This is a genomic window from Butyricimonas sp. (assembly GCF_019423355.1).
In the GTDB taxonomy this organism is placed as follows: Bacteria; Bacteroidota; Bacteroidia; order Bacteroidales; family Marinifilaceae; genus Butyricimonas; species Butyricimonas faecihominis.
Genome location: NZ_JAHZBP010000010.1, coordinates 146,473 through 162,654, shown reverse-complemented (window position 1 = coordinate 162,654; position 16,182 = coordinate 146,473). Strand labels below are relative to the sequence as shown.

Genomic DNA, 16,182 nt, shown 5'->3' with positions numbered 1-16,182 from the left:
AATTCGCTATTATAACTCTTAATTAATTCATTCCCCGCAAAATTAATAATTTTACCCGAAAACATACATTTTCACTTTTCAATTTTGCGACACTCTTCTTTTTACTATTTCCGACTGATGTTCTTCAACACCACAAACGTTTTGTCTATTAACGAATTATCTACTACAACGGTAAACTCGTTGGTGGAAGAAATAACCTCCGTCAAGTTGATCCCCTCCCAAGATAACTCCTTCATTATGCAATAATAGAAACCGGGTTGCAATATATTTCCTTTAGGAAGCTTCAACGTAACGGACGACAAACCATTCTTTTTGAAAATACACTGTTCCTCCTTGAAATGTTCATCCACCATCCCTTCCATGATTTCACTCACGACAAGGTTGGTCTCGAAAACCCCCTGCACCATCGTGTAGAAGACCTCGTCTCTTCGTGCAATGGATTTCAGCACCCGGATATGGCAATCCATCAGAGTATTCGAATTTTTAAACGTGTAATCACACAAGTTACTCCTCAAGATAATATCCCCCATGTTATTCAGCAACTTGTTTAATTGTACCTGTTCCCGCACTTGTAAATAAGGAGCCAACCGATTCAACGCCATCACGATTGCACCTGCATTTACCGGCTTTCCCAATAATTTCTCCACTTCTTCCTGTATCTGTCGGGCCAAAGCCGAGATATTGATAATCCCTGCCGCCAAAGATTCCGACAAATAAGGTTTATGCTTTACGATTCCTTCCACTGCTTGGGCTACACTGATCATGTTAATTGAAAATTGAAAGTTGAAAATTGAAAATTATTTCTCTCATTATTAATATAGTTCTATCCACTCGTAAGCATTTCCCACGTAATCCATATAACGAATGAAATCTTCCGTTTTTATGGCTAACGAGGCGTGATTGTCATTCGGGTGGAATGATAATCTTTTGGCTTCCTGTAAATGCTTATCCAGAAATACATACACGTGGTGTTCCGCATCATTCAGCAAACCAAAAGGACTGACAGAACCGGGACGTAATCCCAAATATTTTTCCATTCGAGTTTCAGAGGCAAAACTTAACTTACCCTGCTTCAACATTTTTTCCATATCATGGATAGCCATATCATGATCACATTGAAGAATTACCAAATAATGACGATTCCCCTTGTGATTTCTGAAAAACAAGTTCTTGCAATGTGTACTATCCAGATTTTTCCAATATTGTCTGGCAATCTCGATCGTCGGTGCAGCCGGATGTTCCGTATATTCAAACTCTATCCCCAGAGCTGCCAACGTTTCATATACTTTCTCCTGTCCTACCATGTATTAATTAATTTTTGATTTTATGATTTTAGATTCCAGCCACACGGAGCCAACGCTTCTTGATTTCCAACTTTTATCTTTTAGTTTTTATCTTTTACCTTTCCAATCTACCCCCTCTAACTCCCCCTTACACAGGGGGAGCCGGTGGGGGTAGTCCTTTCATTCTAAATTTTAAATTCTACATTACCCAAAACCATAAACTTCATTCAAACTTTTAGTTTTTAACCTTTAACTTTTATCTTTCAACCTTCCCTGCCACGTATCCAATTCTTCCAAACGTTTATCCAATTTCGCCGTGAACTCGAAATTTTTAATTCCCCATCGTGGAGCGATTAAATATTCGGGAGGTGATTGATTCACGAAACGTTCCAAATAAACATCGGGCCGGATACGTTCGATAACTTCCACAACGAAATCCAGATACTCATCCAACGTGTAAAGACGAAAGAGTGCCGGATTTTCCAAGTATTGTTCCGCCAATCGAGTCCCTTTCACGATTTGCAACTGGTGAAGTTTTAATACTTGAATCGGCAATTCACACAAACGAATAGCCCCCTCCAACATAGATTCACGACTTTCCCCCGGTAACCCGAAAATCAAATGCGCACCAATCGTTATTCCACGTCCCGCTGTTGCCCGGATAGCCTGTTCTGCAACGGCAAAATCATGTCCCCGGTTTACCTGACGTAAAACAGTATCATTCACGGACTCCACCCCGTATTCCACGCAGACATAATACCGCCTTGCCAATTCCTCCAGATAATCCAAAACCTCCTCGCTCACCACATCCGGTCGCGTCCCGATTACCAATCCCGAGATCATCGGATGAGCCAAAGCCTCTTCATAACGTAACTTCAACACGTCTAACGGCGCATACGTGTTCGAATACGCCTGAAAATAAGCCAAATATCTTTGTCCCTTATACTTCCGGGCAAAGAAACGGATACCTTCATCGATCTGTTCCGTAATTCCCCGCACCGCTCGACAATAATCGGGGTTAAAACTCTCGTTATTACAGAACGAACATCCCCCCACTCCCTTACTCCCATCCCGGTTAGGACAAGTGAATCCTCCATCTATCGACAACTTTTGTACCCTTTCCTCGAAAAGAGTTTTAAAAAAAGTCGGATAATCATTATATCGTTTTTTACCGAGTTCAAATTTCATCTGGAACAAAATATTAACAGCTCGCAAAAATAAATATTTATCTGTTTAGAATTTAACAAAACCCACTAATTTTTTATCAACACCTCTATTTTTACCGAAAAGTTACCAATTTCATACGTTTGCGTAGATTTTAACTATTTTTTCCTATTTATATATTCAAGAAAAAAAATTATCTTTGCATCCCTAAGATGAAATTTTGAGAAAAGAATGATCTATAAACAATCACTCCTGAATGTCAGGAGGTAAACGCAAAAATCTAACAGAATTATGAGTACGAAGTACGTTTACACCTTTGGTGACGGAAAAGCAGAAGGAAAAGCAGACATGAGAAACCTGCTAGGAGGCAAAGGCGCCAATCTTGCCGAAATGAATCTCATCGGAGTTCCTGTACCTGCAGGTTTTACTATCACAACAGAAGTTTGTACCCTTTATAATCAAGAAGGAAAAGACGCTGTCATAAAACTAATCGAGAATGATGTTAAAGCCGGTATCGCAGCTACAGAAAAGTTAATGAATGCCAAATTCGGATCAAAAGGAGAGGCTTTCCCTCTTTTAGTTTCCGTGCGTTCCGGAGCCAGGGTGTCCATGCCGGGTATGATGGATACCGTGTTGAACTTGGGAATGAATGATGATGCCGTTAAAATCGTGGCTGAAAAATCAGGTAACGCCAGATTTGCATGGGATTCATACCGTCGTTTCGTACAAATGTATGGAGATGTCGTGATGGGCGTTGCAGCCGGAAAAGGCGAACACAACCCGTTCGAAGTTGAAATCGACAAATTAAAAGCAGAAAAAAATATTTCTAACGACACCGAATTCTCGGCTGAAGACCTGCAAGAACTTGTTCGTCGTTTCAAAATTGTCGTTAAAACCAAAACCGGTAAAGATTTCCCGACCTGCCCGTGGGAGCAATTATGGGGAGCCATCTGCGCCGTGTTCGATTCATGGATGACAGAGCGTGCCGTTCTGTACCGCCAGTTGAATCAAATCCCTGAAGAATGGGGAACAGCGGTAAATGTTCAAGCCATGGTTTACGGAAACATGGGTAACAATTCTGCGACCGGAGTTGCTTTCACGCGTGATGCCGCTACCGGTGAAGATATTTTCAACGGAGAATACCTGATCAACGCACAAGGAGAGGACGTTGTTGCCGGAATCCGCACCCCGCAGGAGATTACCATCGAGGGATCGCGCCGTTGGGCTAAAATGCAAAATATCTCAGAAGAAGAGCGTGCCGCTAAATATCCTTCACTGGAAGAATCCATGCCAGCCGCCTACGCTGAATTAAATGCCGTTCAACAAAAACTGGAAGACTATTTCCACGATATGCAAGACCTTGAATTTACCATCCAAGACGGTAAATTATGGATGTTGCAAACCCGTAACGGAAAACGTACCGGTACGGCTATGGTAAAAATGGCGGTTGACATGCTCGAACAAGGCATGATCAATGAAGAAACCGCTATACTTCGCTTGGAAGCAGCTAAACTGGATGAATTACTTCACCCGGTATTCGACAAAGAATCACAATCCAAAGCAAAAGTATTAACCAAAGGTTTACCGGCATCCCCGGGAGCCGCTTGCGGACGTGTCGTATTCTTTGCTGACGAGGCGGAAGAATGGAAAAACAGAGGCGAGCAAGTAGTATTAGTCCGTTTGGAAACTTCTCCCGAAGATTTACGCGGAATGAACGTTTCCGAAGGTATCCTTACCGCACGGGGGGGTATGACCTCTCATGCGGCTGTTGTTGCCCGCGGTATGGGTAAATGCTGTGTTTCCGGAGCCGGAGAAATCGTTGTTGATTACCACAAACGTTCCTTCACAGTGAAAGGTGTTACCATCAATGAAGGCGACTGGATTTCTTTGAACGGTTCTACCGGAGAAGTTTACTTGGGTAAAGTAGCCACCACCGAGGCGTCACTGGACCATGACTTCAGAACTATCATGGATTTGGCCGAGAAACATACTCGCATGTACGTGAGAACCAATGCAGACACACCTCGTGATGCCAAAGTAGCACGTGATTTCGGTGCCAAGGGTGTTGGTCTTTGCCGCACGGAACACATGTTCTTCGAAGGCGACCGTATCGACGCCATGCGTGAAATGATCCTGTCTGATACCGTTGAACAACGCCGTATCGCTTTGTCAAAAATCCTTCCGATGCAAAGAAGTGACTTCGAGGGAATCCTTGAGGCTATGGACGGATTCGGAGTTACCATCCGTTTGTTAGACCCGCCATTACATGAATTTACCCCGAACGAGCCGGAATCTCAAAAATATATGGCTGAAAAAATGGGTATTTCAGTAGAAGTTGTCAAAGAAAAAGTGGATGCGTTACACGAATTCAACCCGATGTTAGGTCACCGCGGTTGCCGTTTAGGAATCACTTACCCGGAAATCACCGAAATGCAAGCCCGTGCAATCATTGAAGCTGCTTGTAACTTGAAGCTGAAAGGCTTTAACCCGAAGCCGGAAATCATGGTTCCGTTGGTAGGTACTGTGAAAGAATTAAGACAACAAGCGAACATCATCCGTTGCACTGCTGACGTGGTATTTGCAGAAAAGGGCGTGAAAGTAGATTACATGGTAGGAACCATGATTGAAATTCCTCGTGCCGCATTAACCGCAGACCAAATTGCAGAAGTTGCAGAATTCTTCTCTTTCGGTACGAACGACTTAACCCAGATGACTTTCGGATATTCTCGCGATGACGCTGGTAAATTCTTACCGGAATATATCAAGAAAGGTATCTTGAAGACCGATCCGTTCGCCGTATTGGATCAAGAAGGCGTGGGACAATTAGTTCAAATGGGAGCTCAAAAAGGACGTTCAACTAACAGCAAGTTGAAACTCGGAATCTGTGGAGAACATGGTGGAGAACCCTCTTCCGTGATCTTCTGCGACAAAGTGGGTATGGACTACGTTTCATGTTCACCGTTCCGTGTACCCATCGCACGTTTGGCTGCGGCTCAGGCTGCTATCATGCACACCAACAAATAAGACAATTTTTAATAAATAAACGAGGAGCTGTTTTTTAAGGAGACAGCTCCTTTTTTCATGTTTGATTCTACACATTCTTCTCCTAAATTTTTCGTGCGATCTCCCCCGAAAGCTATTTCTCTTTCCAGTAAATGGTAAAAATATGTTATTCATTCACGACACAAATTCATCACCCACTAACGCATAGAGCCATTTTTTAGATTAAAAATACAATAAATATATTGATACATATATTTACATCTCAATTCTACTTGTTAAATTCATTCTAAATAACAATATTAACATTTTACATATTATTTACATATAAAATAAATAATATCGGGTGAGAACAGTAGGCAAATTATCGACATAAAGAAGCTAGTTAAACAACATAAAAACAGCATAATAGCAATATTTTTGAAAATATCAAAAAACGATCATTTATTCCGACAACAAAAATACAATATTTAATCATATAACGTTTTTTTTGAAATTACTTTTTTGTAGCTGATAATTATATAGTTATATGGTTTTTGTATTATATAAAAATTGTTAAACAAATTAACATCATTAAATGATCATTTTTTGATATTGACAATAAATCAGAAATATTACAAATCATGAAGGTGTATGCAATCATTCTTATTTTAATAATGCTTTTAACTGGAAGCATAATGCGTGTTCGGGCTCAGGAACATCAACACAAGACAGACTCGACAAACAACATTGTCCTCTATTTTAAAATTGACGGGGCTATTTTAGATAGCACGTACATGGGAAACAATGAATCTTTGAAGAAACTGGATGAGTTAATCAAAAATGAATTAATCATACCTAATCTCGACTCCATTACCATCGTGGCCTCCTCTTCTCCTGATGGCAAGGAAGCATACAACCTGGAGTTATCGAGGAAAAGAGCCGAAAGTGTCAAAGCTTATATCACGGGGAAATATCCCGAGATCAAAAAAGAGCTTGTCTATGCACGATACACCGGTGAGAACTGGGTTGATTTCAAACGTATGATCGAAACGGATAAAAACATCCCGCACCGGGAAAGATTAATTAACATCATAAATTCCGATCGTGAGAACGGAGCCAAGGAATGGTTGATCAAGACTCTAGCGAACGGGGAATCATGGCGTTATATCAGGAAAAACTTCTTACCACAATTACGCACGGGTGCTGTCTGCGTGATCTACTATAAGCGGGAGCCTGTCAAGGAAGAAAAGAAGGAGGAACCGAAGAAAGAAGAGAAGATTATCCCTCCACAAAAATCGGAACCGGAGACTCCGGTCATCCCGCTAATCATCTCGAAACCGTTATTCGCCATGAAAACGAACCTTCTCTACGACGTGCTTTCGGCCGTGAACCTAGAAATAGAAATTCCCATCGGTAAACAATGGTCCGTGGCTGCAGAAGGAATATTCCCGTGGTGGAAAGCATCACGTGCCGACTGGACCATGCAATTACTATCGGGACACGCCAGCGTGAAATACTGGCTCGGGGATCGTGACGCAAAAGAAGTTCTCACGGGATGGAACATTGGCCTTTACGGCGGAGTGGGGAAATACGATCTACAACTTTTCGATAAAGACGGGGAACAAGGCGACTTCTTTGATGCAGGTCTTCAAGCCGCTTACGCTCACAAGATCGGCAAGCATTTCCACATGGAGTATAGCCTCGGCGTGGGTTATTTACAAAGGGACACGAAAGAGTATGATAAAGTGAACGACACGATGTACGGGGACATAAAAGTTTTCAGGTTCCCGTGGAAAGTAGAGAGGAAACAATGGTTTGGTCCAACGTTCGCAAAAGTTTCCCTCGTTTGGTTATTAAATAAAAAAACAGTAAAAAAAGAAGGAGGTGTGAAATGAAAAACATAATTTATATCGCAACTCTTTGTTTCACACTTGCCTGCTCTTCATGCGACAGGGACAATCTGTTTTACGCCACGGAAGAACAAGGATTTGTACGCCTGAATATCAATTGGGAACCCTCACAATTAGAACCGAACGGTACCTCAGCCTACGTGTTCGACAACGAAAGCGGAAAAGCTGTCTGTGAATGTTTGATCAGCAGCGACCCTAACACGATTGATATTCCCCTTTACCCGGGTAAATATGACATCATGGTGATAAACAACACGGAAGAGGAATTAGCAAGCATTGACTTTACCGGTATCGAAAACCTACACACGTTCAACGCTGTCATTTCGGCCAATAAAGAGCCGAAGTACGCGAATCTATTATCAAAAGCAGAAGATAATAATTCCTACTTGACAGCATGCGACATCCTAGCCAGAGCACTCGTCAAGGCGATCGAGATTACCCCGAAAGATATTCACTATTACAAGGAAAAGCCGGCTACCGGAGAACACGAGGTCAGCCAAACGATCGAAGTCACCCCGGAACGACAAACAGAATTAATCGACATTGAGGTAAAAGTGATGAACATCACGTCAGCTGCCGGGGCCCCACGTTCCCACCTGACGGCCATGTGTGAAAGCAAAAACATGGAAAAAGCGATAAAGTTCGGGCATGGTATCACACACGAGTTCGTGCTGAACAACAAACGGGTAGACCCGGACAACTATAAACTCGCCACGATCACGAAGCAACTCATCTCGTTTGGTCCGGAAAAAGCAAACGGGAAATGCCTCAATGATCACCAACTCGTCATGAATTTCATCCTCGTGAACGGAGAAACCCACACGGTTTCCCTTAACGTGAAAGATTTAATTGAAACTTCACATGACGGGGTACAAACCGTCCACAAAATCCGGGCCGAGGTGACTCTCCCGGAAGCCATCGGTAACGGTGACGGGGTTTTCCACCCCGAGATTGAAGAATGGGAAGAAATTGAAGCGGAATTGCCAATTTAAAAATAATGAATTATTCATTTTAATTTACTGATCATGAAAAAGAATCTATTGTACATGCTAACCGCTGCTGCCATGCTTGCCGGTTGCGCAAAAAACGACGTAGTTGATTCGGAAATCAACAAGGAGGGTAACCTGATCGGGTTCTCCACTTACAAGAACATCTCCAGGGGAAACCCGGTAGATAACAATGACGAATTTTTAACGGATGGCAACGCCTTTGGAGTAACGGCATTTATCAAGATAAATGCAGTCCTAAATGAAAATCCTTACATGGGAAAGACGAACGAGGGCATTAAAATCGTATCTGACGGGACGAAATGGACTTACGCCCAAGCAAACGATCAAGCTTACTGGCCTGTGAATGATGGCGAATCGCTTGATTTTTACGCCTATTCCCCGTACGGGAATGAAGCTATCACGGCGAAAACTTTCGCCACGACCGGTTTAACGTTGAACTATACCGTTCCAGCCGACGAAGCCCAACAAGTGGACTTAATGTACGCTGTTGCCACAAATCAAACAAAACCTACTGACAAAAACAGCGTAACCATGCCATTCAAACACGCCTTGACTCAGGTGCATTTTGCAATCGGGACAAGTGCCACAAACCTGTTCGTGGATGTTGAGGAGAACGGGATTCAAATTCACAATCTGAAAAACACGGGAACTTTTGCATCTTCGATAGAAACATGGACTTTGAACTCTGCGGCTACACCAGCCAGCTACACGGTTACATCCACTGCCATTGATGGAGCAGGTTATCAAGTAAAGGATGGCGCTCAAACATTCACCCAGATCGGAAGCGCAGACAAGGCATTAATGCTATTGCCACAAACCTTAACGGCAAATGCAGAAAATGGTAATTACCTGACGATCAGTTGCAAGATATACCAAAAACTTGCAGATGGTACAAAAATTTATTTACATGGTAGCGAAGAAAACTATGCTCCTGTAAAAGTCGGTATTTCCGGAAACTGGGCAAGAAATCAAAAGATCACTTACAACTTAAACATCGGCGCAACAGGAGGCATTTTGGATCCGATCGAATTCGAAACGAACGTAGAAACATGGCAACCTGCTGAAGGTGGTACCATCGAAGTAAAATAGCCCTTGCGCTTCACGCAACCTTAAACATGGCCTAACGGCTCACCCGCGGGCGGTTGAACGTCTGCCCGCGGGTACTAATAAAACCTCAAAAAAGTCAAACGATGAAAAGAAAAGAATACATTTTACTGTCGGCAGCCCTATTGATCGCGTTCACATCGTGCGACAAAAACGACCCGGAACCTGCCAACGACGGTGATAAAATAGATTTTATTGCCACGCCATTTCACGAATCCTTCATCCAGACAGACCAAGCCCGGGGAAGCGAAACGGGAAACGACGATATGCTAGATTTCGGTGTATACGCCTACTACACGGCCGACGCTTTTATCCCGGGGACTAGCACCCCGAATTTCATGTGTAACACCCGCGTGGAAAAGACAAGTGGCACATGGACTTACGAGCCTCTCATGTTCTGGCCTAATAATGGGAACCTGTCATTTTTCGCCTATTCCCCTTACGCAAGCCAAGGAGATTCGTACACCTCTTTAAGTTCCACCTCCTCCACGGCGGGGTATCCCCAACTAACCTACACGGTACCGGATGACGTGATTACCCAACGAGATTTACTCGTATCCGTTCCCCTACTCAACCAAACGAAAACATCGAGGAACGCCGACGGTAAGTTACCATTAACATTCCGACACGCTCTCTCGTGCATCGTGTTCAAAGCCAAGATGACAGACGCTTGCGATTTCCCGGTGAAAGTAACCTCCATCACCCTCGGGAATTTCAAGAACAAAGCGACACTCTCTTACGACGTCGGCAATACCCCGGGGACATTTTCTTGGACACCGACCGAGGACGCCTCGGACAAATCCTATATGCTAACCATCAATAACGGACTACTAAAGGACGTGAACTTGAAAACCATCACGACCACCTACCAGCCAATCAGCACCGACAACGCATCCCTGATGCTATTGCCACAAGGGATTGATGATTCGGACGAGATTAAAGTCACCGTGGAATACCAAGCGACAGGAAATATTCAGACCCCAACGATAACAGTCCCACTAAACCGGATCATAAATACTTTGATCGCCGGGCAACGCTACTCGATAAATATACTAGTTTCCACTTTGGCAGACTTAACATTGACCTGCACGGTAGAGTCATGGCAGCAACAAGCAGTTAACGTACCCGAATTTAAATAACAGAAAACCATGAAAAGATATATATACATCGCATATGCCTTGATGCTTGTCCTAACCGCCTGTCAAGATGATAAACTCGGAGACCATGAAAATAGCGGGAATGCAACATTAACATTGCGTTTCAACTCTTCAGACAACACGCTATCACGCGCCGTGTCAAGTGACGAGGATGAACAAATAATAAGCAACGCTTACGTGTTCGTTTTCAATCAAGACGGGAGCAAGGTGTTCGGACAATTTTACAACAACATACACCAATCAAAGACTTACACGACCAAGGTGGAGGACATTCCCGCCGGAACGGGCAAGACCATAGCCGTTATCGCGAACATCAACACGACGATTCACGACCTGAACGACACGAAACTGGATGCCGTCACCTCGAAAGCCGATTTGCTGGCACTGACATCGCGCATGCAGGGAGAATACATCGAGAGAGGAATCCAGTTTCTGATGAGCGGGATGAAAGAAGGAGCCGAGTTAATAGCAAACCAAAATAACGCGATCGACATTCCATTGACACGAACCGATGCGAAAATACGTTTCAACGTGCAAACGAAAGAAGGCGTAACATTCACCCCTCGCGAGTGGCAGATCGTGGCTATACCGCGAGAAGTAAGCGTGTTACCGAACACCACACAAGGACAATTTGAATTTGAGAATTACTTTAACAGCGAGTGGAATAACTTTGAAATCTCCACCACGAACGCCATCACGTTCGCGTTCTACATACCCGAAAACAAAGTAAACCCCAAGGAAACAATACCCGCAGAGGGGGAGTATCGCGATCAATATGCCCTACGGGAAAAACAAGAAAAAACATCTAACGCCGACGGAAGCGTGACAAACGGGGCTTACCGGTACGCAGATCAACGGGCGACCTACGTGAAATTGAAAGGAAATGTTTTTTATAGCATCGCCGGGGGACAAGAAATTTCAGCAGACGTAACTTACACCATTCACCTCGGAGGAGTGAATGGCGTGAACGATTACAACAGCCTCAGAAATCATTTTTATACTTACACGGTAACCATCAATAGCGTGGACGACATCATCGTCGAAGTAGAATCAACAACAGGCGAGGAACCCTCACCCGGAAGCGAGGGAGATGTTGTTGTCGCCGAACGAATTAAAAGATTCGATGCCCACAATGAAATTTTCACGACAACTTTCGAGCAAAAGAATATCGACAAGAGCCTGACTTGGAACGTTTACACCCCATTCTCCAACGGAGCAGAAAATGAAGATCCCAAAGACTATAACTGGATATATTTCAACATTAACACAAAAAGTAGAAATTTTTATACCGAAACTTTTGTAACCTACCAAGGAGATGATGGTGTTTACACGGATGCCGAATTCAATGATCCGAACTACCAACACCCCCTGGATCGTTACATGAACGATATAAACAGGGGAACACAGAAAATGCTAAACATCAAACAACTCGTCAGCATTTTGAAGGAATGTAAACGCAGGTATTCCGCATCACAAAGAAACCATTTATTTGATAGTGGAGATAAAATCATATTTACCACCTATCTTAAAGAGTATTACTATGACGTGAACCCGGAAAACACATCTGAAACCGTGGAAAACGGGCTTTGGAAAAAATTCGTCAACACACAGGAAAGAGTACTCAATATTCTATCCAATCTTCAATACAGCCAAGACCAGATGAGTACCAAATCCACCGCATTGTACTCCATCAGGCAATCATCCATACAAACCATGTATAACAAAAACTTGACTGAAAACTTCACCGCATGGGGCTCCGAGGCTATACAGGATGAAACTCTTCTCCCGTTTGAAACAGAAAGAACTAAAACGAATCGCACGTATAACGATCTCAATAACGGACGAAAAAACTCCATCAACATGTGGATTGGAAACGAAACCATGAATTGGAACACCTACATAGATCCCACGACATGGGAAATGCGAGCTTCGTATGAAGCGGCCAAGTACAAATGCTTGCGCCTTAATCGCGACATGAATGGCAACGGGCAAATCGACAAGGAGGAGGTTCAATGGTACTTGGCCAGTATCAATCAACTCTCGGACTTGTGGATCGGAGAAAACTCCTTTGACTCGCAATCCCGACTATACAAATTCAGCACGTGGGAAGAAAACAAACAATGGTACGCCAGCAGCACCGTACTAGATAAAGACCACCAAGGATTGGGTACTAATTTGTTTCCTTATACTTACAGGGACATTCCCCAGATATTGTGGTCTTCGGAAGGTTCAACCGTCGGTCCTTTAAATGGACCCGGATCCATTGCCTCGACCAAGGTGTACTACAGGTGTGTCAGGAATCTAGGACTAGCCAAAAATGCGAGCGAAAATAACCATCCAGAAGATTTCGTCACGTATGATGCCGCAAACAGAACCATCACTTTAACAAAACTAGATCCCAAATCGATACGAGGTTTCAGTACCGTAGAAGAGTTGCCCAATCACAACGAACGAGACGTTCGCGGGTACAACAAACCTTGGAACGCTTTTGAAATACATGCCAAGACATACGGAAACGGGTTAACCTGGGAGGTGGTTAACGCCCGCTCTCAACCCGGAGGAACAAATCCGGTATGCCCCAAAGGATGGAGGGTTCCCAATCAAAGAGAACTGGCATTAATGTACTCTAGGATGCCAAGAAACGCGACCTCTTGGCCCCTGAGCAACCATTTTTCCAGAAGTAGTTTCAGCTTTAACACGGCTGGTGGCGAACGCGTTGGTTTTTCCGTTGAAAATGAAGGATCGGTATATTACTTGATTAATCACAAAGACAGCGACGTTGGCGGGGTCCGCTGTGTAAGAGACATTAATTAGTAAAAAAAGCATATATGAATAAACGAGAACTTACAGCGCTTATCGCAGAGCGCACCGGATTCAAAAAGAAGGACGTTCACACGACGCTACAAGCTACGATCGACTGCATTTCCGAGGTTATACTCACCGGGGGACGGGTGACGTTCATGGGATTCGGTTCCTTTTATACCCAAGAGCGAGGCCCGCGAATAAGTTACAACGTGTACTCGAAAGAACGACGACACCTTGATTCCCGGAAAGTGATAAAATTTAAACCAACGTTACAAAAAAGAAAATAAATGCAACCAGAAAGGGGACTCTTTTCATCAAGATTCCCTGAATACCGAGGCGAGATTCCGCGATGGATCTCGCCTTCCTCGTTATTCATCGCTCCTGCATACAATAAACTTTCCGGGATAAGACCCACCCTGAAACCACGATTTTTTACTTGTAACTTCCCCACATTAACTCTATCTTTGTCGAAGATTAATTTAAAACGCTATGCAACAAAATATAGAACATCCTGAAAACGAAGCTTGTTATGAAGGACTGGCCGTCAACAAGGGTATCGAACAGCCGGATCCCGTGAACCCGGCCATCGCGGAAAGATTGAAACATCTGAGGAAAAAGACGCTGACTGCGGACGAGTACGTGGCAGGCATTCTTCGCGGGGACATTAACATTTTAAGCCAAGCCATTACCCTCGTGGAAAGCGCCCGCGTTGACCACCAAGCCATGGCACAGGAAGTGATCAACCGTTGCCTCCCGAACACGGGTAAATCCGTCCGTATCGGGATCACGGGTGTACCCGGGGCCGGGAAAAGTACTTTCATCGAGGCGTTCGGGAAATTCCTTACCGGACAAGGACATAAAATTGCCGTGCTTGCCATCGACCCGAGTAGTGAACGTTCAAAAGGGAGTATTCTTGGAGATAAAACCCGTATGGAAGAGTTAGCCTGTGACCCGCACGCCTACATTCGCCCTTCCCCATCGGCCGGCTCGCTGGGTGGCGTTGCCCGCAAAACGAGAGAGGCCATGTTACTCTGCGAGGCTGCCGGATTTGACATCACCTTGATTGAAACCGTCGGGGTCGGTCAAAGTGAAACTGCCGTACATTCGATGGTCGATTTCTTCCTGCTGGTACAAATTGCCGGAGCCGGGGATGAATTGCAAGGTATCAAACGAGGCATCATGGAAATGGCCGACAGTATTATCATTAACAAGGCTGACGGTAACAACATCACCCGTGCCGAACTTGCTAAAGTTCAGTTGCAAAATGCTCTTCACCTCTTCCCCCCTCACGAATCAGGCGTGGAACCGAAGGTCATGACCTGCTCCGCTTACGAGAAAACCGGGATCAAGGAAATATGGGAAAACATACTGCACTATTGCAGCGAAACCCAACAAAGCAAATATTTCGACATCCGTCGCAGCGAACAAGCCAAGTACTGGATGTACGAAACCATTGACGAACAACTGAGGAATCGTTTCTACCAGAGCCAGAAAGAACAAATAAAAGAGGCAGAAGAAAAAGTGCAGCATAACGAGGAAAGTTCTTTTGCCGCGGCCTTCCGCTTGCTAGACAACTATTTCAAGGAAGACACGAAACTGTAATCGTAAAAATATTTCCGACATACTTAGAACGGGAGAATATCTAAAATCATTTTTGGATACTCTCCCGTTCCGGTTTTATATCACCTGAGAACACCTTCTCACAGGGCTTTACATGAAAATTACCTGACTGTTGGGCGACTGTTGGCAGGTAATTAGGCGCCATCGCCCGATTGTCGCCGCCTAGTCGCCCGATTATCGCCGCCATTTTAACAGATGATTAGTAAAAATAACATAGGACACATCCGCACGAAACAAGACAACAATAGGTCAACATAGATCCAATTTCAAATTTTTATCTATTCTAAGCCCCGATAAAAGTATTGATTTATGTTAGGACATACCAACACATATTCCGAAAATACAGTTTTAAGATAAGTACAAGCGTCAAATATTCCTTTGTAGAAGAATCATTAAACGAACGTTTAATGCCACTCAAATATAAACAAATTTCGCCAAATTCTCACAAATCATTTCTTTTTTTTGAATCTGTGTATCAACAATTCACAGGTTATTAAAAAATTATTATATTTGTTAGGTATGGATGAAATGAATTTTTATTAAACGTTGGTTTAATGATATAGAAGGATTAATGTAGCCTTTAGAAATTCAGAGTCCGCCTCTATGGTTGCAAATTGTATGTGAAAGAACATGTTACATTCCCATCGGCATCGCTTAGGCGATGCCGGGGATATGTTCAATTCTTTTAAACAAAAATCCTGTTTACCCGCAAAAATTCGGAATTTCGGCTAACATTTGAAATTTTCCATTCCCGGAGATCTCCCCGCAAAAATGCAAGCACCCGTTCGTAATTGCGATAAAACGAGCTGCAATGGACAGATTATACTGGAATGCCTGATCGAAGACAGCCTGCGATAACGCCACGGAAGGCGCTTTACACTCCACGATCAAGTAAGGGTTCGCCTGCCTGTCATAACACACCAGATCAAAACGCCTTTTCATGCCGCACACTTGAATCTCTTTCTCGACGGCAATCAACTGGGCGGGATAACCTTTACTCTCGATCAAAAAATGAATAAAATGCTGCCTCACCCACTCTTCCGGGGTCAAAACGACGTACCTTTTCCGAATCATATCGAAAATCCAGATCTGCCCGTTCTGCTTTTTCACCTTGTACTCGAAAGGAGGTAAGTTCAAACTTTTCACG

The 16,182-nt window shown here is 43.7% G+C and carries 11 protein-coding genes and 1 pseudogene; 8 read left to right on the top strand and 4 right to left on the bottom strand.

The window, feature by feature from the left end:
- Positions 1–104: 104 nt before the first annotated feature.
- From QVC79_RS14065 to mnmL, 3 genes are all read right to left on the bottom strand, one after another.
- Positions 105–764, bottom strand: coding sequence for an aspartate kinase (locus QVC79_RS14065; protein WP_087421069.1), 660 nt, complete (start codon positions 762–764; stop codon positions 105–107).
- A 48-nt stretch (positions 765–812) separates the two neighbouring features.
- Positions 813–1,304: a prolyl-tRNA synthetase associated domain-containing protein gene (locus QVC79_RS14060; protein WP_124318264.1), complete on the bottom strand. Its 492-nt coding sequence runs from the start codon at positions 1,302–1,304 to the stop codon at positions 813–815.
- Between the two features lie 228 nt (positions 1,305–1,532).
- Positions 1,533–2,471 (bottom strand): tRNA modification radical SAM protein MnmL/YtqA, encoded by a 939-nt coding sequence (gene mnmL / locus QVC79_RS14055; protein ID WP_270592624.1) that lies wholly within the window; start codon positions 2,469–2,471, stop codon positions 1,533–1,535.
- A 267-nt stretch (positions 2,472–2,738) separates the two neighbouring features.
- On the opposite strand from mnmL, the gene ppdK reads away from it, so the two are divergent.
- The 8 genes and pseudogenes from ppdK (at position 2,739) to meaB (ending at position 15,017) form a co-directional block, all read left to right on the top strand.
- Positions 2,739–5,471, top strand: a complete 2,733-nt coding sequence (gene ppdK / locus QVC79_RS14050) for a pyruvate, phosphate dikinase (protein ID WP_151412130.1) — start codon at positions 2,739–2,741, stop codon at positions 5,469–5,471.
- A 653-nt stretch (positions 5,472–6,124) separates the two neighbouring features.
- Complete coding sequence (locus QVC79_RS14045) at positions 6,125–7,324, top strand: DUF3575 domain-containing protein (protein WP_162613769.1); 1,200 nt, start codon at positions 6,125–6,127, stop codon at positions 7,322–7,324.
- A complete protein-coding gene (locus tag QVC79_RS14040; protein ID WP_270592623.1) occupies positions 7,321–8,331 on the top strand; it encodes a DUF5119 domain-containing protein in 1,011 nt (336 codons plus the stop codon). The genes QVC79_RS14045 and QVC79_RS14040 overlap by 4 nt, the downstream gene beginning before the upstream one ends.
- A gap of 33 nt (positions 8,332–8,364) precedes the next feature.
- Positions 8,365–9,438 carry a fimbrillin family protein gene (locus QVC79_RS14035; RefSeq protein WP_270592622.1) on the top strand — a complete coding sequence of 358 codons (1,074 nt, stop codon included), beginning with the start codon at positions 8,365–8,367 and terminating at the stop codon, positions 9,436–9,438.
- 101 nt (positions 9,439–9,539) lie between these two features.
- Complete coding sequence (locus QVC79_RS14030) at positions 9,540–10,592, top strand: fimbrillin family protein (protein WP_270592621.1); 1,053 nt, start codon at positions 9,540–9,542, stop codon at positions 10,590–10,592.
- Between the two features lie 9 nt (positions 10,593–10,601).
- On the top strand, positions 10,602–13,424 hold the full coding sequence (locus QVC79_RS14025) for a fimbrial protein (RefSeq protein WP_270592619.1): 2,823 nt from the start codon (positions 10,602–10,604) through the stop codon (positions 13,422–13,424).
- Positions 13,425–13,435: 11 nt separating this feature from the next.
- A pseudogene (locus tag QVC79_RS14020) lies at positions 13,436–13,702 on the top strand (HU family DNA-binding protein); the annotation flags it as partial.
- Between the two features lie 202 nt (positions 13,703–13,904).
- Complete coding sequence (meaB, locus tag QVC79_RS14015) at positions 13,905–15,017, top strand: methylmalonyl Co-A mutase-associated GTPase MeaB (RefSeq protein WP_087421059.1); 1,113 nt, start codon at positions 13,905–13,907, stop codon at positions 15,015–15,017.
- Between the two features lie 720 nt (positions 15,018–15,737).
- Here meaB and QVC79_RS14010 read toward each other — a convergent pair.
- Positions 15,738–16,181, bottom strand: a complete 444-nt coding sequence (locus QVC79_RS14010) for a type I restriction enzyme HsdR N-terminal domain-containing protein (RefSeq protein WP_124317820.1) — start codon at positions 16,179–16,181, stop codon at positions 15,738–15,740.
- Position 16,182 lies beyond the last annotated feature (1 nt).

Coding starts and splice junctions, on each gene's coding strand:
- QVC79_RS14040 (WP_270592623.1), top strand. CDS start 7,321: ATGAAAAACATAATTTATATCGCAACTCTTTGTTTCACACTTGCCTGC.
- ppdK (WP_151412130.1), top strand. CDS start 2,739: ATGAGTACGAAGTACGTTTACACCTTTGGTGACGGAAAAGCAGAAGGA.
- QVC79_RS14025 (WP_270592619.1), top strand. CDS start 10,602: ATGAAAAGATATATATACATCGCATATGCCTTGATGCTTGTCCTAACC.
- meaB (WP_087421059.1), top strand. CDS start 13,905: ATGCAACAAAATATAGAACATCCTGAAAACGAAGCTTGTTATGAAGGA.
- QVC79_RS14045 (WP_162613769.1), top strand. CDS start 6,125: ATGCGTGTTCGGGCTCAGGAACATCAACACAAGACAGACTCGACAAAC.
- mnmL (WP_270592624.1), bottom strand. CDS start 2,471: ATGAAATTTGAACTCGGTAAAAAACGATATAATGATTATCCGACTTTT.
- QVC79_RS14065 (WP_087421069.1), bottom strand. CDS start 764: ATGATCAGTGTAGCCCAAGCAGTGGAAGGAATCGTAAAGCATAAACCT.
- QVC79_RS14030 (WP_270592621.1), top strand. CDS start 9,540: ATGAAAAGAAAAGAATACATTTTACTGTCGGCAGCCCTATTGATCGCG.
- QVC79_RS14035 (WP_270592622.1), top strand. CDS start 8,365: ATGAAAAAGAATCTATTGTACATGCTAACCGCTGCTGCCATGCTTGCC.
- QVC79_RS14060 (WP_124318264.1), bottom strand. CDS start 1,304: ATGGTAGGACAGGAGAAAGTATATGAAACGTTGGCAGCTCTGGGGATA.